The sequence below is a fragment of the Streptomyces sp. NPDC104381 genome (genome assembly GCF_055583745.1).
In genome coordinates this window covers 483,309-504,379 of record NZ_JBVJNK010000003.1, presented here as the reverse complement: position 1 = coordinate 504,379, position 21,071 = coordinate 483,309, and the positions used below count along the sequence as shown (strand labels likewise).

The following is a 21,071-nucleotide window of genomic DNA, read 5'->3' as shown; positions in this document are numbered from 1 at the left end:
CCACCCGGGCCTGCCGTCCGTCGCCGGCCCGACGACCCACTGGAGCACGCGTGCCCTCTCACTCCGTACCCCGCCCGGAGTACCCGCGACCGCAGTTCGTCCGTCGCGACTGGCTCAACCTGAACGGCCCCTGGCAGTTCGAGACCGACCGGGGGGACAGCGGCCTCGAACGCGGTCTGCTCGCCCGTGAGCTGGGCGGGGAGATCCTCGTCCCCTTCCCGCCCGAGTCCGAGCTGTCCGGGATCGGCGACACCGACTTCCTGGAGGCCGTCTGGTACCGGCGGGTCCTGTCGCTGCCCGCCGACTGGGCGGGACGCCGGGTCCTGCTGCACTTCGGGGCCGTCGACCACGACACGACCGTCTGGGCGGACGGCGTCGAGGTGGCACGCCACCGCGGTGGCTTCACCCCGTTCTCCGCCGACCTGGGCGACATCGCGGGCTCCGGACGGGACGTGGTCATCACCGTCCGGGCCCGCGACCCCCGCTCCGGCCCGCAGGCCCGGGGCAAGCAGGCGATCAAGTACGCCAACCACGACTGCAACTACACGCGCGTCACCGGCATCTGGCAGACCGTGTGGCTGGAGCCCGTCCACGAGGCGCACCTGAGGCGCCCGCGGATCACCCCTGACCTGGCCGGTTCCGCGTTCCACCTGGAACTCCCGCTCTCCGCCGGTCTGCCGGGCCACCGGGTGCGCGCCGTCCTGAGCGACGGGGACGGGGAGGTGTCCCGGGCCGAGGCCCGCGCCGACCTCGACCTCGCACCCCGTCTCCACCTGCCGGTGCCCGGGGAGCGGCGCCGGGAGTGGGGTCCGGACGACCCGCACCTGTACGGCCTGAAGCTCGAACTCATCGACGGTCAGGGCGTGGTGGTCGACTCGGTGGAGAGCTACGCCGGGCTGCGGGCCGTCGGGCTGCGGGGCAAGGCGGTCACCCTCAACGGCCGCCCGCTCTTCCAGCGGCTGGTGCTCGACCAGGGCTGGTACCCGGACGGGCTGATGACCGCGCCCACCGACGAGGCGCTGGTCCGCGACATCGAGCTCGCGATGGAGGCCGGCTTCAACGGGGCCCGGCTGCACCAGAAGGTCTTCGAGGAGCGTTTCCTGTACCACGCGGACCGGCTGGGCTACCTGGTCTGGGGCGAGTTCGGCGACTGGGGCTGCGAGACGGGTGGTTCGTCGGGGAACAACCAGCAGCCCGACGCCTCCTACGTCGGGCAGTGGCTCGAAGCGGTGGAGCGCGACTACTCCCACCCCTCGATCGTCGGCTGGTGCCCGCTCAACGAGACGTACCAGAAGCTGCACGACCGCATCACCGTGCTCGACGACGTCACCCGGGCCATGTTCCTGGCCACCAAGGCCCTGGACACCACCCGGCCCGTGATCGACTCCTCCGGATACGCCCACCGGGTCACGGAGACCGACATCTACGACGCCCACAACTACGAGCAGGACCCGGCCGTCTTCCGGCAGCTGATGTCCGGTCTGGCCAAGGGCGAGCCGTTCGTCAACGCCTACGAGAACGGGGCCGCCTACTCCCAGCCGTACCGGGGCCAGCCGTACTTCGTCAGTGAGTTCGGCGGGATCTGGTGGAACCCGGAGGCCGCCGCCGAGCTGTCCGGCGAGGACCGCACCGTCTCCTGGGGCTACGGCGAGCGGGTGCGCAACGAGGACGAGTTCCACGCGCGCTTCAGCGGTCTCACCGGTGTGCTGCTGCAGGACCCCGCGATGTTCGGCTACTGCTACACGCAGCTGACCGACGTCTTCCAGGAGGAGAACGGGATCTACCGCTTCGACCGCACCACCAAGCTCGACGTGGAACGCGTCCGCGCCGCCCAGGCGCGCCCCGCGGCCATCGAGGAGCAGGACGGCCGCTGACACACACCCGGTCCCTCGCGGTGACACGCGCCGCGAGGGACCGGGTGCCGGGCCTCAGCCCGAGTAGGCGGCGAGGACCCGGGTGAAGTCCCACGGCTGCTGGGAGACTCCCGAGCAGGTGTCGGCCCCGCCGCCGGTGCAGGGCCGGTCGCGGTTGACGGACCAGAAGGTCAGCCGTGCGAGGTGGCGCTGCTGGGCGTAGGCGAGGATGGTCCGGAAGTCGGCCACGGTCACGGTCTCGTTGTTGTCGGTGATGCCGTTCATCGACGAGATCCCCGTGTGCCGGTAGGCCTGGTCGTCCGAGTAGCCGTAGGCGTTCTTCACGGCCGTCTTGAGGCCTTCGGCCGCGCGGACGGTGAGCTGGCCCATGTTCTGGCCCGCCCCGCCGAAGTTGAACGGCATGATCGTCCAGCTGTCGACCGTGAGCCCGGAGGCCGCGGCCTTGCTGATCAGACTGGAGTCGGGGCCGTTCTGCCCGGTGCCGAAGGTGACGTACACCTTGATCCCGGGGTTGTTCGCCCGCACGGTCTTCAGCGCGTCGACCGTCCGCTGCTGGACGGCCGGGCTGTCGTACGCCGCGGCCTCGATGTCGATGTCGATGGCCTTGAGCCCGTACGCGTTGATGACCTTCTGGTACGCGGCGGCCAGCTCACCCGCGCTGGAGCAGGAGCTCTCCAGCTTGTTGCCGCTCCAGCCCCCGAAGGACGGGATGACGTCGCCGCCGGCCGCGCGCACGGTGTTGACGGTCTGCTGGTCGACGCCGCCGGTCAGCGGACGGCCGCCGTCCCACTGCGGGTTGCAGTAGCCGTTGCTGAGGACGAAGGCCAGGGTGAACCACTTGACCCCGGTCGCGTTCATGACGGTGGTCGGGCTGGGCGGGCTGCCCCACCCGTTGTAGAGGTACGGGGCCACGGCCATGGCTCCCGGTCCGGGGGTCCCGCCGCCCGCGCTCGGCGCGGTCCACTTCTGGTTGGCGGCGCCGGTGCAGGTCCAGATCTGCAGCCGCGATCCGTTGGCGCTGGTTCCACCGCTCACGTCGAGGCACTTGTCCGCCTGGGGGTTCACGATGTCCCGCGCCGCCGGCGTCGCCCACTGCTGCGCGGCCGAACCATTGCAGTCCCACAACTGCACCTTCGTACCGTCGGCCGTACCACCCGACGCCACATCCAGACACTTCCCCAGCGCCCGGATCGTCCCGTCACCACCCACCGTCCACTGCTGCGCGGCCGTCCCGTTGCAGTCGTACAACTGCACCGCCGTACCGTTCGCAGCCGAACCGGCGGCCACATCCACACACTTGCCCGCAAGACCCGTGATCTGGCCGGTGGCCGTCGCGGCGCCGTTCGCGGGTGTGGCGGTCAGGCCGGTGAGCAGGGCGGCGGTCGCGGCCACCGCGCCCAGCAGTCCCCGTACGCCGGGTCTCGCCATGGGTCTCGCGGTCATCGGGTCACCGTCCACTTCTGGGCGGGGACGCCGGTGCAGGTCGCGATCTGCAAGCGGGTGCCGTTGGCGGTGTTCGCCCCGCTCACGTCGAGGCACTTGTCCGCCTGGGGGTTCACGATGTCCCGCGCCGCCGGTGTCGCCCACTGCTGCGCGGCCGAACCATTGCAGTCCCACAGCTGCACCTTCGTACCGTCGGCCGTACCACCCGACGCCACATCCAGACACTTCCCCAGCGCCCGGATCGTCCCGTCACCACCCACCGTCCACTGCTGCGCGGCCGTCCCGTTGCAGTCGTACAACTGCACCGCCGTACCGTTCGCAGCCGAACCGGCGGCCACATCCACACACTTGCCCGCAAGACCCGTGATGGGTCCTCCCCCGCCGCCCGGCTGGCCGCTGTCGGAGCTGACCCGGACGTAGTCGACGAGGAGCTGCTGCGGGAAGGACGTGCTCGCGTCGGGGTCGCCGGGCCAGTAGCCGCCGACCGCCAGGTTGAGGATCACGAAGAACGGCTTGTCGAAGACCCACTGCCGTCCGCCCAGGTCGGCGGGGGTGCGCCGCTGGTAGACGGTGCCGTCGACGGTCCAGGTGATGGAGTTCGGGCTCCAGTCGACGGCGAAGGTGTGGAACGCGTCGGCGAACGCCTGCCCGCCGGGCAGGCTGTAGCCGGCGCCGATGCCGCCGCTGCCCGAGTAGCCGGGGCCGTGCAGGGTGCCATGGACGGTGCCGGGTTCGAAGCCGACGTTCTCCATGATGTCGATCTCACCGCTGTTGGGCCAGCCCACCTGGCCGATGTCGTTGCCGAGCATCCAGAAGGCGGGCCAGATGCCCTGCCCGCGCGGGATCTTCATCCGGGCCTCCACCCGGCCGTACGTGGTGGTGAACTTGCCGGCCGTGTTCAGCCGGGCGGAGGTGTATTCACACCGCCCGTACCAGCACTGGTAGTTGCCGGGGTTGTTCTTGCGGGCGGTGATGACGAGATTGCCCTGGCCGTCGAGGGCGGCGTTGTTGCTGCCCGCCGTGTAGTACTGCCGTTCGTGGTTGTTGACGTTGTCGCCGGTCTCGATCTGCCACTTCGAGCCGTTGACGGCCGATCCGGCCGGGCCGTCGAAGTCGTCCGAGAACGTGACGGCCGCCGCTGCCGCGGTGGCGGGCGGGGTCACCGGCGCCGGTGCGCTCTGCGCCGGGACGGCGGCCAGTGAGGCGAGGCCGAGCGCCATGACGAGGGACAGAACCAGACGTCTGGGCGAGCGTGGGGAACTCATGCCTTCTCCCTTCCGGGAGTGTGATGGACTGACGCGCGCATGTCAGATCCGAGCGAGTCGGGCGGGCACCACATCGAACACTCCCCGTACGCCCCCGAACATGAGCGGAGAGGGAGGGGCGAAGAGGTGGAAGCACTTACGGCACTTACTTCACCCCTTGATATAAGGAATGAACACGGAGTGTGTCAAGGGTTTGGTATAGACCGGAGGAACCCGCGTCCGAGCGGCTCCGGTGATCAGCACACCGACGCCCCCGCAGCACCCGCCGCGCACCGCCCACCCGAACTATGGTGAACACCGGAGCACGGACGTATGAGGAGGGACACGATCGACACCGCCGAGATGGGCCGGCCCCCGCTGGACCCCGCCAGCGTCCTGAACGCGAAGAACACCCTCTTCGAGCTCCTCGGCCGCGCGGGAGTGTTCCGGGGCGAGGCCGAAGAGCTGATCGCGCTCGTCGAGGCCGGCGCGGTCGTGGACGCGCACAGCGAGACGGGGAAGGCCCGGAGCGCCCCGGCCGGCGCCGGGGGACCGTACGACGCCGGCTGGCACGACGGCGCCCGTGCGGTGGGGGACGAACTCCTCCGCGTCGCCGAGCGCGCGCTCGAACGCGCCATCGGCGCCGCGGCCGGCTCGGCAGGGGGCGCGGCAGCAGGGCATCACCTCGTCGGGCGGGTGGACGTGGAGCGTGCGAAGGTCGCGGTGACGCCGCTCTACCTCGCGTTCAGCGGCACCTCGGACCTCGACCCCGAGGTGTCGGACGAGGTGCTGACCGCGGTGCTCGGCACGATGAGCGTCGTGGGCCGGGTCGTGTACGCCGGACAGCTGGAGCGGTTCACCGACTTCCACCGGCAACGGCTGGAGCGGCTGTACGCGCGGTACGGGCCGGGCAGCCGCATCGCCGTCCACGGCCGCTACTCCCTCCTCCACTCCCCCACGAGCATCGCCGTGCTCGAACGCCTCACCGCCGCGCCGGAAGCGCTCCGGGAGGAGTGGGAGCGTGCGGAACTGCCCCCGGCATGGCTGGAGGGGCTCACATCCGCCTGGCGCGCGTCGGAGGCCCCGGCGGCCTGACGCGCGGCGCGACCGGCCACCGCGGGGAATCCGGCGGGCCCCCGCCGTGTTCGGCCAGAAGCCACTCCCGCTCGCACCCCCTGCCTCGTCCCGGAGACCTCATCCCATGTCGGAGCCAGAGATCGATGCCCTCGTGTTCGACGTGCTCGGCACACTCGTCGACGAACCCACCGGTATCCGCGCCGGCCTTCGTGCGCTCGCCCCCTCGCTCGCCGATCCCGTGGTCGAGCAGCTTCTGTCGCTGTGGCAGGAGCACATCGGGCGCGAGCAGCGCCGCGTCCTCGACGGTGTCCGGCCCTACTGTCCGAGCGACGTCCTCGACCTGGAAGCGGCTCGGCGCGTCGCCGACGCCGTAGGGGTCGACGACCCGTCCGCCGTGGCCGCGCTGGCCCTTTCGGCTCGCAGACTTCCGCCGTGGCCCGACACCCTGGCAGGGCTCGCCCGGCTCGCCGGAGCATTCCCGTTGATCGGGCTCTCCAACGCGAGCCGGACGGCACTGCTCGGACTCAACGCCCACGCCGGACTGCGCTGGCACCAGGCCCTGTCCGCCGAGGACGCCCGGACCTACAAGCCGGACCCAGCGGTCTACCGGCTGGCCGTCACCGTCTCCGGACGACCGCCGGAGCGCCTCCTGATGGTCGCGAGCCACGCCTGGGACCTGCGCGGTGCGCAGGCCCTCGGCCTGCGCACCGCCTACGTCGCCCGCCCCGTCGGCGACCCGCCCGCTCCCTCGGACCGGTTCGATCTGTACGCCGACGATCTGGCCGGCCTGGCCGACCGCCTCGGCCGTGCCTGAGCCCTAACCCAGCGGTTCGATCCGGATGTCCCGGAACCGCACCGTGTTGCCGTGGTCCTGGAGACGGATCGCCCCGGCCGAGGGTCCTTCCGGCGCACCCGCGCCGGTCGGTCCGTCGATCGTGATGTCGTCGTGGACCTTCTTGCCGTTCCACACCACCGTCACCCGGGCGTCGGCGGTCTTCCGGCCGCCGTCGTCGAAGCGCGCCGCCCGGAACGTGACGTCGTACGTCTGCCAGGTCTCCGGGGCGGTGGCCGCGTTGACGTCGGGCGCCCTCTTCTCGTAGATCGCCCCGGCCTCGTTCGTGGCGGGGGTGGTGTCGCCGTACGAGTCGAGGATCTGGAGCTCGTAGCGGTCCTGGAGATAGATGCCGCTGTTGCCCCGGTCCTGTCCGGTCACGTCGTCCGGCAGCAGCGGTACCCGGAACTCCAGGTGCAGCTTGAAGTCCTGGTAGGCGTCCTTCGTACGGATGTCTCCGCAGCACACCTCCATCGACCGCTCGGCGGCCAGGGGCCATTCGACGCGCCGTCCGTCCGTGTGCTGCCACTGCGCCTGGGATGCGGTGGTCCCGTCGAAGAGGGGCACGGGATCCCCGTGCGGGCGCACGGTGATCAGGTCGAGGTTGACATGGCCGGTGTCACCGGGGTCGAAGCGGTACGAGAGCGTGTTGGGCCCCGCGTGCAGACGGACCCGTTCGGTCTGCGTCGACCAGTCGTCCCAGGTGCCCGTCGAGGCGAGTTTCGTCTGTCGCAGCTTCTTCCCGTTGACGTGGAGGGAGAGGGACTTGGTGCCCCGGAAGGGGTCGGGGCCGTTGGAGTACCGCAGGTTCACGTCGTAGTCGCCGGCCCTGGGGGCCGTCACCTCGAAGGTCGTGGCGACCTGGCCCTCCGTGGCGTAACGGTCGACGAAACCGCTGCCCGAGTAGCCGGCGTGGTCGGTGCGGATGCCGGCCTTGCCGGTGAGCTTCGCCTCCTCCGCCTCGTACAGCGTGGCCGGCGGCGGCTGCTTCCCCGGCAGGACGTTGAGCGTGTACCAGGCCTCGGTGCTCCACAGCGTCTCGCCCGACTCGGAGGCGAAGGGGCGCGGTGAGCGCAGGTGCACGACCCGGTCGGGCTTGAGCCCGTCGAGGCGCAGCCGCACGGTGCGGCCGTCCTCGGAGAGGGTCGCCGAGCTCACGGCGAGCTGCTCCTCGGCGATCTTCGGGCCGCCGTAGTCGGAGGTGGGGGTGTAGCGCCACTGCTCCGCCCGGTAGCGGGACGTCAGCTCCTGCGCGGTGGCCTCCGACAGCGGCTGGGTGTACTCCAGGTCGAAGCCGCCGGGGACGGCCCGCATCTCCTTGATGTCGAAGGGGTTGCCGCCGTTGGGGGTGAGCTTCTGGAGGCCGAACCTGAGTTTGCCTTCCTGGCCCCAGTTGCCGTCGGCCCCGAGACCGCCGGTGTATATCGCCCCGTCGGGACCCATGGTGATGCGGTTGACCCCGGCTTCGAGTCCCTGGGTGTAGCGGAACACGGCGCCCTGGTACTGGCCCTTCACCTTCTCCAGATAGCCGCGCTGGAGCCCGCCGTAGGTGACGTCGCCGAACAGCATCTGGCCGGCGAAGGTGCCCTCCTTCAGATACAGCGGCGTGCTGGGCGAGTTGGCGATCTCGTTCTGCGGCAGCCAGAGCACAGGCTGGGTGACGGGCTTGCCGTCGAACTGGCCCGAGGGCTGGGTGTAGTGGTTGAAGAAGCGGTCCTGCTTGATCTGGACGAGCTTCGACGCGGGCAGCCAGCCGCCCTGGTTGTCGGTGGTGAAGATCGAGTCGCCGGGGCCCCAGCCGATCCCGTTCGGGGTGCGCAGGCCGCCCGCGATGGCGTGGATCTTGCCGGTCTTCCTGTTGACCTTGTACGTCGTGCCGCGCCCCTTCACCAGCTGCGGTGTGGTGGTGGCCCCGCCGTAGTCGATGGCGACGGACAGGTTCACGTAGAAGTAGCCGTCGCGGTAGAGCAGCCCGAAGGCGAACTCGTGGAAGTTCCCGCCGTACGGCCAGGTGGCGACGGTGCGGTACTCGTCGGTGACGAAGTCCTTGTCCGTGTCGACGAGTTGTGTCAGCTCGTGCTTCTGCGAGACGTACAGCGAGCCGTCGACGTACTTGATGCCCATCGGCTCGCGCAGGCCCTCGGCGACCTTGGTCACGGTCACCTTGTCGCGGCTCGTGTCCCCGGTGACGTGGTCGAGGAGGTACACCTCGCCGGTCACGTTCTCGGAGCCGCCCCAGGTGGAGAGCGCCAGTCGCCCGTCGGGCAGCCAGTCCATGCCGGTGACCTGCGGTTCGAAGCCGTCCGGGCGCAGGTCGGTCAGGTCGAGGTCGGGGCGCACATCGGCGAGCGGCAGTCCGTCACCGGGGCTGTCCGCGCCCGATTCGCACTCCTTGCGTCCCGGCGCGGTGACCCGCACGACCCCGGCGTCGGTGCTCAGGGCATCCTGCGGGACGACGGCGAAGCCGTCCGCGCCCGGGGGCTTCCAGGCGAGTGTGAGCTGCTGGTCGCCGCCGCGTTCGAAGTAGTCGACGCGGAACGGATGGGAGCCGGCGGTGAGCTGGGCGGATCCGTCCTTGGGTTCGGCGCCGTGCAGTCCGTCGTGGTCGATGACCTCCCGGTCGTCGATGGTGAGCCGGGAGCCGTCGTCGCTGTTGAGGCGGAAGGTGTACGTCCCGTCCTCGGGGACGACCAGATAGCCGGAGGCCTCGGCCACGAAGTTGTCGGCGAAGCCTCCGAAGTCGGCCGTCGTCGACCAGTCCACGGTGGGCATCAGCTTGTCGTGGTTGGGCGTCTGGCCCGGCTTGAGCGTGCACAGGGCGCTGAGCGGCACCTGGGTGTCGAAGACGCGCAGGGTGACGCCGGGTTCCTGGGGCGGGATGTCGTCGGGCGCGGCGGCGGCCGGGTGGCCGGCCCAGACACCTCCCGCGAGCAGTCCTCCGACGAGCAGGGCGGTGAGCTCTCTTCGAGCACGTGGGAACAGCCGTGGATGCATGGGTCCTCCAGCAGGGGGTCGCACTCCGGTCGGGCTGTACTGATCCGCGAACTTGCACCGGGCCTACGGTGGCGCCGCCACGGTAGGGGACTTCTGCTGGAGAAGTCCATACTTTGTCATCTGCGAGTTCAAAGTCCGGCGGCGGCCCCCACGTCTCCCCGGGCTGCCCCCATGTCCCGCCGCCGGCCCCGGACTTGACGCCGGGTGGGCGCGGTCCGGGGCCGGCGGGGGCAGGTCACGGCCTGCGTGCCTGGGTCCGGGGCAGCCGGGTGGCCCCCGCGGCGGCGAGCAGACAGAAGCCGAGCACCCACCAGAAGGTGTCGCCGAACGCCGAGGCGAGGTCCTGGCCACGGGCGGAGAGCCGGCTCTGCAGGACCACGGCGAGGGCGGCGGTGCCCACCGAACCGCCCACGGTGTTGAGCAGGTTGAGCGCTCCCGACGCGCGCGGCAGGTGCTCGGGCTCGATGCGGCTGTAGACGATGTTCATCACCGGCGCGCCGACCATCGCCATCCCGAGTCCGCGGACCGCGAGGGCCGCGACGATCGCCGCGTCCGGGACCCCCTGGCCGAGCTGGGTGAACGGGACGGTGCCCGCCAGGATCAGCACGATCCCGGTCACGACCAGGGTCCGTGGCGCGACCTTGTCGATGGTGCGGTTGACCAGGACCGATCCGGCGGCCGCGCCCAGGCCCTGGGGGGCGAGCAGCAGCCCGGCCTCCCACGCCGTCAGACCCCTGCCGGTCTGGAAGTACAGCGGCAGCAGGAACATCGTGCCGAACACGGACGCCCCCAGGACCACCAGGGCGAGGGCGGCGGCGCCGAAGGGCGGCCGGGCGAACAGCCGGGGGTCGACCAGCGGTGTGGCGCGGGTGCGCAGCCCGTGCACGGTGAAACCGGCCAGCATCGCGAGACCGGCGGTCACCCCGATCGTGGCCGGGAGGGTACGGTTGTGGGCCACCTCGGTCAGCCCGTACACCAGCACGGCGAGGCCGGGCGAGAGCAGGAAGGCCCCCCGCAGGTCGAACGCCGTACGCCGGGTCGACGGCGGCACCGCGGGCACGTACCTGCGGGCGAGCAGCGCGGCGGCCACCCCGATCGGCAGATTGACCAGGAAGAGCCACGGCCAGGGCGCCACGCTGAGGATCGAGCCGCCCGCGAGCGGCCCGAAGACCGGTGAGAGCAGCGGGACGACCGCGACGACGCTGATCACCCGGCCGGTGCGGTTCGGCCCCGCGACGCGGGCCAGCAGGGCCTGCCCGGTCGCGGGCAGCAGCCCGCCGCCGATGCCCTGGATCACCCGGGCGACGATCAGGCCGGCCGCCGACCAGGCCAGCGCGCACAGCACCGAGCCGAGCAGGAACACACCCACGGCGGCGAGCCAGGTCCGCTTGCCGCCGAACCGGTCGGCCAGCCAGCCGGACGCCGGTACGGCGGCGACCACGGCCAGCAGATACCCGGTGGTGACCCACTGGATCTCCGCGACGGACGCGTCGAACTCCTCGGTCAGGGCGTCGATGCCGACGCTGACGATGGTGGCGTCCAGGGAGGCCATGAAGGTGCCGAGCACCAGGATGAAGGCGACCCGCAGCAGACTCCGGTCCACCCGTTCGACGGGGGGTGCGACGTCCTTGCTCATCGGCCCTCCAGGAGGCCGCGCACATCGGCGTCGAGGTGCTTGTCCAGGGAGCGGAGCAGGTCGAGCAGTTCCTCCGCGAGCCCGTCGGTGTCGACCCCGGCCCGGTGCGCGAGCACACCGGTCCAGCCCTCGCCGTCCGGCATGACCGTGAGGGTCACCGGGTGGTGGGTGGCCTCACGGAAGCGGGTGCCGACGACCGTGAGCCCGGGGGCGGGTTCGCGGAGGCGGTCCGGGTCGACCGGGTAGTTCTCGAACACCACCATGCTGTCGAACAGCCGGCTGCGCCCGGTGATCCGCTCCAGGTCGGAGAGGGCGACGTGCTGGTGCTCCACCAGGGCCCGCTGCCGGGCCTGGAGGTCGGTGAGCGTCTCCGCGAAGGTGCCGGCGAGCCGTGCCCGTACGGGGACGGTGTTGGCCAGCAGTCCGATGATCTCCTCGACGCCCTCCAGCTCAGGGGGACGGCAGGCGACCATGGCGCCGAAGCAGACGTCGGTCCGTCCGGAGCGCCGGGCGAGCAGCACCGACCACGCGCCTTGCACCAGCGTGTTGCGGGTCAGTCCGCGGCCCGCGGCGAGCCGGCTGATCTCGGCCACCAGGGGTGCGTCGAACTCGATGACCTCGGGTGTCTGCCACGCCGGGCCGGGTTCGCCCGCGCCCAGGTGGTCGCCCTCGGGCAGGCCGTCCAGCTCGGCGGCCCACGCCCCGAGGTCGGGCTCGTGCTCGGCGCACCAGCGCAGGTAGCCGCCGAACGGTACGGGGGCGGGGAGTTCCGGGGCCACGCCTCGGACGTGCGCGGTGTACAGGGCGAACAGTTCGGTGAGGATGCGCGGGGCCGACCAGCCGTCGGAGAGGACGTGATGGGTGGTCAGGACCAGGTCGGCGCGGTCGGGACCGAGCCGGATCACGGTCAGGCGGACGAGCGGTCCCGCCGCGAGGTCGAAGGGCTCGGCCAGGTCGGCGGCGAGCACCTCGTCGGCGGGGCCGTCGGTCACCCTGAAGTCCGGCCGGGGCGCCATCGGGATCACCGCCAGGGAGGCGGGGAACACGGCGCCCAGGTTCGGGTGGCGTGCCAGCAGCTCGGTGCCCGCGGCGCGCAGGGCACCGGTGTCGAGCGGGCCGGCCAGCGAGAACGCCGACTGCACCGTGTACGGGTCGGGCCGCTCGGTGCGCGAGTGCCGCAGCATCACCTCCTGGAGCGGGGTGAGCGGCTGGATGTCGCTGACCGCCCGGTCGGGGCCGAGCGCCCTGATCTCCGGTGCGGCGGCGACCCGCAGGAGCGCGGTGCGCATGTTTTCGGCCAGTTCCTCGATCTCGGCGGCGGTGAACAGCGCGGACGGCCAGGTGAACCGGATCCCGAGCGCGTCGTCGCGTACGAGGGCGTTGACCATCAGGCTGTGGGGCAGTGGCATGGCGTCGGAGCCGCCGGAGCCGAGCGGGTCGGCGTCCGGGGACGGCTGCCACGGCGTCTCCTCGGAGGGGGCTCCGGGGTACCTGCCGAGGTAGTTCCAGGCGACCTCCGGCTCCACGGGGTCCAGCAGTCCGGCCGCGGTGAGGATGCCGTGGCCGAGGCCGTCGCCCTGCGCGCGCAGCCGCTCCCTGACCGCCTGTACGTCGTCGTCCGCGTCGAGCAGCACGGGGTGGACGGCGGTGAACCAGCCGACGGTCTGCGACAGGTCGACCTGCCGCGGGCGGCCGTGGCTCTCCAGGGCGACCAGCAGCCGCCGGGTGCCGCGCCATTCGCGTGCCGCCCGGGCGAGTGCCGTCAGCAGGACGGCGTCCGGTGTGGTGCGGTAGGCGGCGGGCAGGGTCGTGACCAGGGCGCGTGTGGCCTCGGTGTCGAGGCGGATCTCGTGGTGCGTCGCCGTGGCCACGGTGTCCCGGGCGGGGTCGAGCGGCCGGGTGAGTGCCTCCGGGGCGTTCATCCGCCGCCAGTGGGGCAGTTCGGCGGTGCGATCGGCCTCGCGCAGGGTACGCGCCCAGCCGAGGAACGACTCGCCGTGCCGGGCCGGTGTCCCGCCGGCGTAGGCGTGCTCCACGTCGTCGAGCAGGACGCGCCAGGACACTCCGTCCACGACCAGGTGGTGGGCGATCAGGACGAGCCGGCCGGGCCGGCCGGGGCCCGCGTCCACCCACACCGCGCGCAGCAGCGGACCGGTGCGCGGGTCCATCGAGGCACGTGCCGCCGCGGTCCCCGAGTCGGCCGCGGCCCGCGGGTCGCCGGCCGCCTCGACGCGGGTCAGTACGTCGGCGCCGGTGACCGCGCCGACGGGCGGGATGCGCAGGACGTCGCCGGCCAGGTGGGCCCGCAGCACGTCGTGGCGGGCCAGGAGCGCGTCGAGCACAGCCTGCCAGGCCGTCTCGTCGCCTCCGGCCGGGACGCAGATCTCCACCCACTGGCAGAACCCGTCGGCGGCGGAGCCGGCACGGCGCAACAGGTCCCGCATGACCGGGGTCAGCGGGGCGTCGCCGACCGCGGGTGCGTCTCCGGCGTCGAGGTCCCGGGCGCGGGCCGCGATCCCGGCGACGGTCTCCCCCTCGAACACGTCGCGCGCGGCGAGTCCGAGTCCCTGGCGCCGGGCCCGCGACACCACTTGCAGGGCCACGATGCTGTCTCCGCCGACGGCGAAGAAGTCGTCGTCGAGACCGACCTCGTCGGTGCCCAGGATGTCCCGGAACACGGCGAGGAGCAGTGCCTCGGCCTCGGTGGCGGGTTCTCGCCGTGCGACGGCGGTGATCTCGGGAGCGGGCAGCGCCGAGGTGTCGAGCTTGCCGCTGGGGCTCAGCGGCAGCCGGTCGATCGGCACGAGCGCCGTGGGCACCATGTGGTCGGGCAGTTCCCCGGCCAGGTACGCGCGCAGGCGCGCGGTGTCGAGGTCGGCGTCGTCGGTCGGGATGACGTAGCCGACGAGCCTGCCCTCCCGCATGATCACGGCGCAGGCGCGGACATCGGGATGGCCGGTGAGGGTGGTCTCGATCTCGCCGAGTTCGACGCGGAAGCCGCGGATCTTGACCTGGTGGTCGGCGCGGCCGAGGAACACCAGCTGTCCGTCCGGCCGCCACCGCACCAGGTCGCCCGTGCGGTAGATCCGCTCCCCGGGCGGGCCGAAGGGGGCGGCCACGAACGTCGAGGCGGTCAGGCCGGGGCGTCCGAGGTAACCGCGGGCCAGGCTCGGCCCGCCGAGGTACAGCTCGCCCGTCACGCCGACGCCGACCGGCTGGAGGCCGCCGTCGAGGACGTAGGCGCGGACGTCGGGGTCGGGGCGGCCGATCGGCAGCGGCCCGGAGTCGTCCGGGTCGTACCGCCACGTCGTGGAGTTGATCGTGACCTCGGTCGGGCCGTAGGCGTTGAAGAGCGCCCTGCGGCCCTGGCCCCAGCGCCGCGCGAGCTCCGGGTCCAGGCGCTCGGCGCCCACGACGAAGAACACGTCGGGGTCGACGGTGCGGTCGTCGGGCATCGCGGCCAGGAAGGACGGGAGCAGGTTCACCCCGGTCACCCGGTGCTCGGTGATGTAGTCGAGGAGTTCGTCGCCGGGTACGCGCACCTCCTCGGGCGCGATGACGGACGTACCGCCGGAGAGCAGCGGCACCATGGTCTGCCAGAACGCGACGTCGAAGCTGGTCGAGGCGAAGTGCAGGTACCGGTCGTGCTCGGTGACGCCGACGACCTCCTCCTGGAGCGCGATCAGGTCGGGCACGCCCCGGTGGGTCACCCCGACGCCCTTGGGCCGCCCGGTGGTTCCGGAGGTGTAGATGACGTAGGCGAGCGCGTCGTCGGTGAGCGCCGCGCGCGCCTCGGCCGGGTCGGTGTCCGGCGCCGACGCGAGGGTGGCCGGGTCGTCGAGCCGCAGCACCGGCAGTTCGCGTGCGACGGGGAGTTCGGCGCCGGTCGTCACGACGGCGGCGGGGACGATGTCGTCGAACATGTAGGCGAGCCGCTCGCGCGGGTAGCTCGCGTCCATCGGTACGTACACGGCGCCGGCCTTGATCACGCCGAACAGCGCCACGGTCATCTCGATGTCGCGTCCGAGCAGGACCGCCACCGGGTCCTGCGGGCGCACTCCGCGCGCGATCAGCGTGTGGGCCAGCTGGTTGGCCCGGGCGTCCAGTTCGGCGTAGCTGAGGCTGCGGTCACGGCAGACCAGGGCCTCGGCGCCGGGCTTGCGCTCCACCCAGCCGGCGAACGCGTCGAGCCAGTGGCCGCGGGCCCTGGCGGCGACGACCTCGGTGCCGGTGCGGAGCATCCGCTCCCGCTCGCCGGCGTCGAGCGCGGGCAGCCGGACCGCGGGGCGTGCCGGGTCGTCGACGATCTCCCGCAGCAGGTTGTGCAGCCAGCGGCCGTAGTCGCGTACGGCCGATTCCTCGAAGGCGCCCGGCTGGTAACCGAGGCCGATGGTGATCTCGTCGCCGGGGATCACGATGACGGTCAGCGCGTAGTGCGTGGCGTCGGTGATGTCCACCCCGGCGAGGTCGAGGCCGGGGGCGAGCGGGGTGCGATTCCGGCTGGAGAGCGGGAAGTTCTCCATCACCAGCATCGTGTCGAAGAGTTCGCCGATGCCCACCGCCCGCTGGATCTCGGGGAGGCCGACGTGGTGGTGCTCGGCCAGCGCGACGCTCTCGGCGTGGACCTGTGCGAGGAGGTCGCGCGCCGTCGTGTCGCGGTGGTGCCGGACGCGTACGGGGATGGTGGTGCCGAGCTGGCCGATCATCGACTCGACTCCGTCGACCTCGGCGGGCCGGCCGGAGACCGGGCAGCCGAACACGACGTCGAGGCGGCCGGTGAGCCTGCCGAGCAGCAGTCCCCACGCGGTCTGGAGGACGGTCGTGAGGGTGACGCCCTCCTCCCGGGCGAACGCGCGCAGCCGGTCGCTGAACTCGCGCCCCAGGCCGACGGTTTCGCGGCCCGGCCGCTCGACGGCGGTGGCGGTGCGGGCGGGTGCCAGCCGCGTCGCGTCGTCCACGCCGGCCAGGGTGTCCCGCCAGGCGGTGAGCGACGCCTCCCGGTCGCGGCCCGCCAGCCACCGGAAGTACTCCGACAGCGGCCGGCCCGCGGGGGCGGCGGGTCCGCCGCCCAGTTCGGCGTAGATGGCGAGGAGGCTGCGGCCCACCAGCGGCATCGACCAGCCGTCCAGCAGGGAGTGGTGGTTGGTGATCACCAGCTTGTGCTCGGCGGGCCCGACCCGGGACAGCAGGAACCGGATCAGCGACGGCCGGCCCGGGTCGAACGGGCGCTCCAGATCGGCGCGGGCGGCCTCCGTGAACCGGTCGTCCTCCCGCCACTCCAGGGTGATGTCGGCGGGGATCACCTGCACCACGTCGTCGCCGACCGTGCCCAGGTACACGCGCAGGGCGGGGTGCCTGCGCAGCAGTTCGCGGGCGGCCTCGGCCATCCGCCCGGGAATCAGCTCGCCGACCAGGGTGGTGACGGCCTGGACGACGTAGACGTCGGTCTCGTCGTCGTCGCGGAGCAGGGTGTGGAAGGACAGCCCGACCTGGAGCGGGGTCGCGGGCAGTACGTCGTCGACGCGTCCGGTGCGTTCGAGGGCGTCGATGGCGGCCTGGTCCAGGTCGACCAGCGGGAGGTCGGACGGGGTGAGTCCGCCCCGGGTGGTGCGGGCGTGCTCGGTGAGCGTCTCCAGGGCCGAGGCCCAGGCCGCCTGCAGCGCGGTCACGACGTCGGTGGGGAGCACCCCGGTCGCGGCGGTCCACTCGACGGCGAGCCGGGGCTCGTCGCCCTCGTGGACGAAGCAGTTGAGGGCCAGGACCTGTTCCAGGGCCTTGGCACCGGGCTCGGTCACCGAGAAGGCGTCCCGCTCGGGCAGGCTCCACCCGGACGCGGACAGCGGGGCGAACCGGCCCAGGTAGTTGAGCAGGACGTCCGGGGGCGGGGTCGCCGAGAGCTCGGGAGCGGTCTCCGGGTCGAGGTGGCGCAGGACGCCGTAGCCGATGCCCGCGTCGGGGACCTGGCGCCTGGCCTCCTTGGCAGCGCGCAGCGCCGGCCCCACGTCGTCGGAGGCGGGGACGCGGACCGGGTACTCGCTGGTGAACCAGCCGACCGTGCGGGACAGGTCGAGGTGTTCGCGGCCGTGGCCCTCCATCGTGACGGTGACGTCGTCGCCGGACAGGCCCCAGTTCCGCAGGGCGAGCACGAGAGCCGCCAGCAGCACCTCGTCGACACCGGCGCGGTACGCGGCGGGCAGGGTGGTCAGCAGTGCCTCGGTGACCTGCGGCGAGGCCACGGTGACCGAGCGGTGGGCGGTCGAGACCGTGTCCCGTGCCGGGTCCAGCGGGCGGGCGCCCAGCCGGGAGGCTCCGGCGAGCGCGGTGCGCCAGTGGTCGAGTTCGCCCCGGCGCGCACCGGACGTGCCCTGTTCGGCGAGGAGCAGGGCGTGCCGCCGCCAGGAGGCCCCGACCGGGCCGAGGGTGCCGCCGGTGCACGCGGTGTGCAGGTCGGGCAGCAGGACGCGCCAGGAGACGCCGTCCATGGCGAGGTGGTGCACGACCACGACCAGCCGGTCCGCCGTCCCCTCGCCGGTCCGGAGCAGGGCGGCCCGTACCAGGTCGCCCGTCCTGGGGTCGAGTTCCGCCGCCAGCCGCCCGGCCAGGGCGGTCACGTCGTCACCGCGTACGTCGTCCACGGCGGCCCGTACGGTGCCGCGGGGCAGCACCTCCAGGCCGTCGGCGGCCCGCAGCCGCAGCGCGTCGTGGTGGTCGATCACGGCCTGTACGCCGGCGGTCAGGGCGTCGCGGTCGAGTGTGCCGACGCTCAGGGCGGTCCACTGGGCGTATCCGGCGACGGTGTCCACGTCGGGGTGCGGGTCGAGCAGGCCGCGTACGATCGGCGGCGCGGGCACCGGCCCGGTCGGCTCGTCCACGGGCTCGGGGACGTCCACCAGCAGTTCGGCGGAGGCGGCGAGCGCGGCGAAGCTGCGGCGCGCCAGCAGGTCGCGCGGCCGCAGCCCCAGACCCACGGCCCGCAGCCTGCTGCTGACGGTGATGGCGGTGATGCTGTCGCCGCCGAGGGCGAAGAAGTCGTCGTCCACGCCGACCCGTTCGACCTCGAAGGCGTCGGCGAGTACGGCGCAGAGCAGGCGCTCCCGCTCGGTGCTCGGCTCCCGGCCGCCGCCCGCTGAGGCGGGTGCGGGCAGGGCGGCGCGGTCGAGCTTGCCGTTGGGCGTGACCGGCAGTCCGGCCAGCACCACCACGGCGGCGGGCACCATGTGGTCGGGCAGCCGCTCGGCGAGGTGGGCGCGTGCCTCGTCGCCGGTGACCGAGGTGGAGACGACGTAACCGACCAGCCGGGAGGAGAGGACCCGGGCGGCGGCCGCGGTGACCCCGGGCACGGCGGCGAGGGCCGCCTCGACCTCGCCGGTCTCCACCCGGTGGCCGCGGATCTTGACCTGGCCGTCGCCCCGGCCGCCGTACTCGAGGCCCCGCCCCGGCACCCAGCGGGCCAGGTCGCCGGTGCGGTACATCCGCTCCCCGGGGGCGCCGAAGGGGTCGGCGACGAAGCGTTCGGCGGTGGCGCCGGGCCTGCCGAGGTAGCCGCGCGCGAGGTGCGGTCCCGCGAGGTAGAGCTCGCCCGTCGTGCCGTGCGGGACCGGCTGAAGCGCGCTGTCCAGCACGTAGGTCCGGGTGCCGGCGAGCGGGTGGCCGATGTTCGGCTCGCCGTCCTCGATGCGGGCGGTGGTGCTGTCGACGGTCGCCTCGGTCGGCCCGTAGATGTTGCGCGCGGCCGTCCCCGACGCGGCGACGCGCTGCCACAGGGCGGGCGGGGTGGCTTCTCCTCCGAGGACCAGCAGGGTGGGCCGCAGGTCCAGGAGGCCGCCCTCGATCAGCGGCGCGGCCATCGAGGGCGTGGTGTCGACGACGTCGATGCCGTCGCGGGTGTACGCGGCGAGCAGGGCGTCGGCGTCGCGGATGGTCTCGGCGTCGTAGACGTGCAGTTCGTGGCCGCACAGCAGCCACACCAGGTGGTCGAACGCGGAGTCGAAGGCGAAGGAGTAGGTGTGCGCGACGCGCAGGCGCCTGCCGGCGGCCTCTTCGGCCTCCGCGACGACGGTGGCGCGCTGGTGGTGCAGGAGCGTGGCCAGCCCGCCGACCCGGCCGAGCACGCCCTTGGGGCGCCCGGTCGAGCCGGAGGTGTGGATGACGTAGGCGAGGTGCTCGGGGTGCCGGGGCGCGGCCAGTTCACCGGTGGTCAGGGGCGCGCCGGACAGGCCGGCGGCCTCGTCGAGCAGGGTCTTCCACGGCAGTCCGTCCACCGCGCCCGTGGTCACCACCAGCGCGGGGCGGGTGTCCTCGATCAGCTCGCGCAGCCGCTCGGGCGGGTACGCGGCGTCCAGCGGCAGGAAGGCGGCGCCCGCGTCCATCACCGCCAGCAGGGCGACGACCGAGTCGGCGGAGCGCGGCAGCGCGAGCGCCACCACGTCGTCGGCCCCGATCCCGCGGGCCCGCAGAGCCCGCGCGAGTCGGTGCACCCGGTCCGCGAGGTCCGCGGCGGACAGCCGGTCCTCGCCGCACACCAGAGCCGTACGCCCGGGATCGGCGGCGGCCGTCGCGTCGAAGGCGGTGGGCACGTCCACCGGGGTGCCGGGGATCGCGGGCGGGCACCAGGCCGCCATCAGGGCGTCGACGTCGCCGGCCATGGCGATCCGCCCGACGGGCTCGCCGTCGACGAGCCCGGCCAGCAGGTTCCGCAACCCGGACAGCAGACTGTCCACCGACGCCTGGTCGTTGGTCCTCGCGTCGACCTCGAAGCCGAGCAGCAGCCCGCCGTCCGGGGCCGGCAGGACGCTCAGGCCCATGTCCTCCGGGGGGCCGCCCGCGACGTTGCGCATCACACCGCCGGACCCGGCGAAGTCGATCGCCAGGTCGAACGCCTTGAGATTGATCCCGCGCCCGTGGAGCAGCGCGCCCGCACCGGGCACGCCGAGGTCCTGCGGCAGGTCCTCACCCCGGTACCGCTGGTGGTCGCGCATCTCGCGCATCGCGGACGCCACCCGCCGGGTCAGGTCGCCGAGCCGGTCGCCGCCGCGCACGGTCACCCGTAGCGGCAGCACGTTGACGGCCATGGCGGGCGTACGCAGTTCGACGGAGCCCGCGCGGCACATCAGCGGCAGTGCGAAGACGACGTCGGTGCGGGCCAGCATGCGGTGCAGGAAGGCGGCGTACCCGGCGATCAGTGCCTCGCCCCAGGTGACGCCCTTGGCGTCCGCGAACGCGCGCAGCCGGGCCGTCTCCTCGGCCGTGAGGGCGGTACGCGCGGTGAGAGTGCGGTCGGGCGCGCCGACGGCGGCCCCCGCGTCGTCGTAGGACCCGAGTTCGGGCAGCGGGGTGAACCGCTCGACCCAGTAGGCGCGGTCCTCCGCGGCCCGGTCGCTGTCCCGGTAGGCCTGGTCGGCCGCGACGAGGGCGGCGAAACTGCCGAAGGTGCACCTGGCCGGCTCGTTCCCCCGCACCAGGGCGGTGTAGCGGGCGCCGGTGCGGCGGGCGAGCATCGCGGCGGTGTAGCCGTCGAAGACCAGGTGGTGGCCGAGCTGGGTGTACCAGACCTCCCGGTCGGAGAGCCGGATGACGGTACGTGAGAAGAGCGGCCGGTCCACCATCCCCCGGCACTCCTCGGCCGTCCGCGCCCGCTCCGCGTCGACCAGCGCCTGCGCGGCGGCCACGGGATCGGCCGCTCCCCTGACGTCGAGCACCTCCGGCGGCGCGACCGGTTCCTCGCTGATCCTCTGGCGCGGCCCCTCCGGGGTGTCGTACACCCGCAACCGCAGCGTCTCGGCCTCCTGGGTGGTCGCCCGGACCGCCTCGACGAGCGCGGGGACGTCGACCGGCTCGCCGCCGGATATCTCCACGACGTCGCCGACCACGTAGTACGGCGAGTCCGGCTCCAGGCTCTGCGCGTTCCAGATGCCCAACTGGGCCCGGGTGAGGGGCAGGAGGCCGCCGGAGGAGACGCTTGCGGTGCTCAA

General features: G+C 72.9%; 8 protein-coding genes. 3 read left to right on the top strand and 5 right to left on the bottom strand.

The genetic code is table 11. From position 1 onward, the window contains the following. Positions 1 to 50: 50 nt before the first annotated feature. The gene (locus ACZ607_RS11690) at positions 51 to 1,874 is read left to right on the top strand and encodes a glycoside hydrolase family 2 protein (RefSeq protein ID WP_469734225.1); all 1,824 of its coding nucleotides are present in this window, start codon (positions 51 to 53) and stop codon (positions 1,872 to 1,874) included. Positions 1,875 to 1,928: 54 nt separating this feature from the next. Here ACZ607_RS11690 and ACZ607_RS11685 read toward each other — a convergent pair whose 3' ends face one another. Together ACZ607_RS11685 and ACZ607_RS11680 are read right to left on the bottom strand one after the other, a co-directional pair. Then, positions 1,929 to 3,317, bottom strand: a complete 1,389-nt coding sequence (locus ACZ607_RS11685; protein ID WP_469734222.1) for a lectin — start codon at positions 3,315 to 3,317, stop codon at positions 1,929 to 1,931. After that, positions 3,314 to 4,582, bottom strand: a complete 1,269-nt coding sequence (locus tag ACZ607_RS11680) for a ricin-type beta-trefoil lectin domain protein (protein WP_469734220.1) — start codon at positions 4,580 to 4,582, stop codon at positions 3,314 to 3,316. The genes ACZ607_RS11685 and ACZ607_RS11680 overlap by 4 nt, the downstream gene beginning before the upstream one ends. Before the next feature lie 312 nt (positions 4,583 to 4,894). Between ACZ607_RS11680 and ACZ607_RS11675 the strand changes: the two genes are divergently transcribed. Both ACZ607_RS11675 and ACZ607_RS11670 read left to right on the top strand, forming a co-directional pair. Beyond that, positions 4,895 to 5,656: a hypothetical protein gene (locus ACZ607_RS11675; RefSeq protein ID WP_469734218.1), complete on the top strand. Its 762-nt coding sequence runs from the start codon at positions 4,895 to 4,897 to the stop codon at positions 5,654 to 5,656. Between the two features lie 106 nt (positions 5,657 to 5,762). After that, positions 5,763 to 6,452 (top strand): haloacid dehalogenase type II, encoded by a 690-nt coding sequence (locus ACZ607_RS11670; RefSeq protein ID WP_469734216.1) that lies wholly within the window; start codon positions 5,763 to 5,765, stop codon positions 6,450 to 6,452. Positions 6,453 to 6,455: 3 nt separating this feature from the next. On the opposite strand, the gene ACZ607_RS11665 is transcribed toward ACZ607_RS11670, so the two are convergent. The 3 genes from ACZ607_RS11665 to ACZ607_RS11655 form a co-directional block, all read right to left on the bottom strand. Beyond that, on the bottom strand, positions 6,456 to 9,464 hold the full coding sequence (locus tag ACZ607_RS11665) for a 3-keto-alpha-glucoside-1,2-lyase-like domain-containing protein (RefSeq protein WP_469734214.1): 3,009 nt from the start codon (positions 9,462 to 9,464) through the stop codon (positions 6,456 to 6,458). Between the two features lie 235 nt (positions 9,465 to 9,699). Then, the gene (locus ACZ607_RS11660; protein ID WP_469734212.1) at positions 9,700 to 11,100 is read right to left on the bottom strand and encodes an MDR family MFS transporter; all 1,401 of its coding nucleotides are present in this window, start codon (positions 11,098 to 11,100) and stop codon (positions 9,700 to 9,702) included. Continuing rightward, positions 11,097 to 21,071 carry an amino acid adenylation domain-containing protein gene (locus ACZ607_RS11655; protein WP_469734210.1) on the bottom strand — a complete coding sequence of 3,325 codons (9,975 nt, stop codon included), beginning with the start codon at positions 21,069 to 21,071 and terminating at the stop codon, positions 11,097 to 11,099. The genes ACZ607_RS11660 and ACZ607_RS11655 overlap by 4 nt, the downstream gene beginning before the upstream one ends.

Coding starts and splice junctions, on each gene's coding strand:
- ACZ607_RS11685 (WP_469734222.1), bottom strand. CDS start 3,317: ATGACCGCGAGACCCATGGCGAGACCCGGCGTACGGGGACTGCTGGGC.
- ACZ607_RS11680 (WP_469734220.1), bottom strand. CDS start 4,582: ATGAGTTCCCCACGCTCGCCCAGACGTCTGGTTCTGTCCCTCGTCATG.
- ACZ607_RS11675 (WP_469734218.1), top strand. CDS start 4,895: ATGAGGAGGGACACGATCGACACCGCCGAGATGGGCCGGCCCCCGCTG.
- ACZ607_RS11670 (WP_469734216.1), top strand. CDS start 5,763: ATGTCGGAGCCAGAGATCGATGCCCTCGTGTTCGACGTGCTCGGCACA.
- ACZ607_RS11665 (WP_469734214.1), bottom strand. CDS start 9,464: ATGCATCCACGGCTGTTCCCACGTGCTCGAAGAGAGCTCACCGCCCTG.
- ACZ607_RS11660 (WP_469734212.1), bottom strand. CDS start 11,100: ATGAGCAAGGACGTCGCACCCCCCGTCGAACGGGTGGACCGGAGTCTG.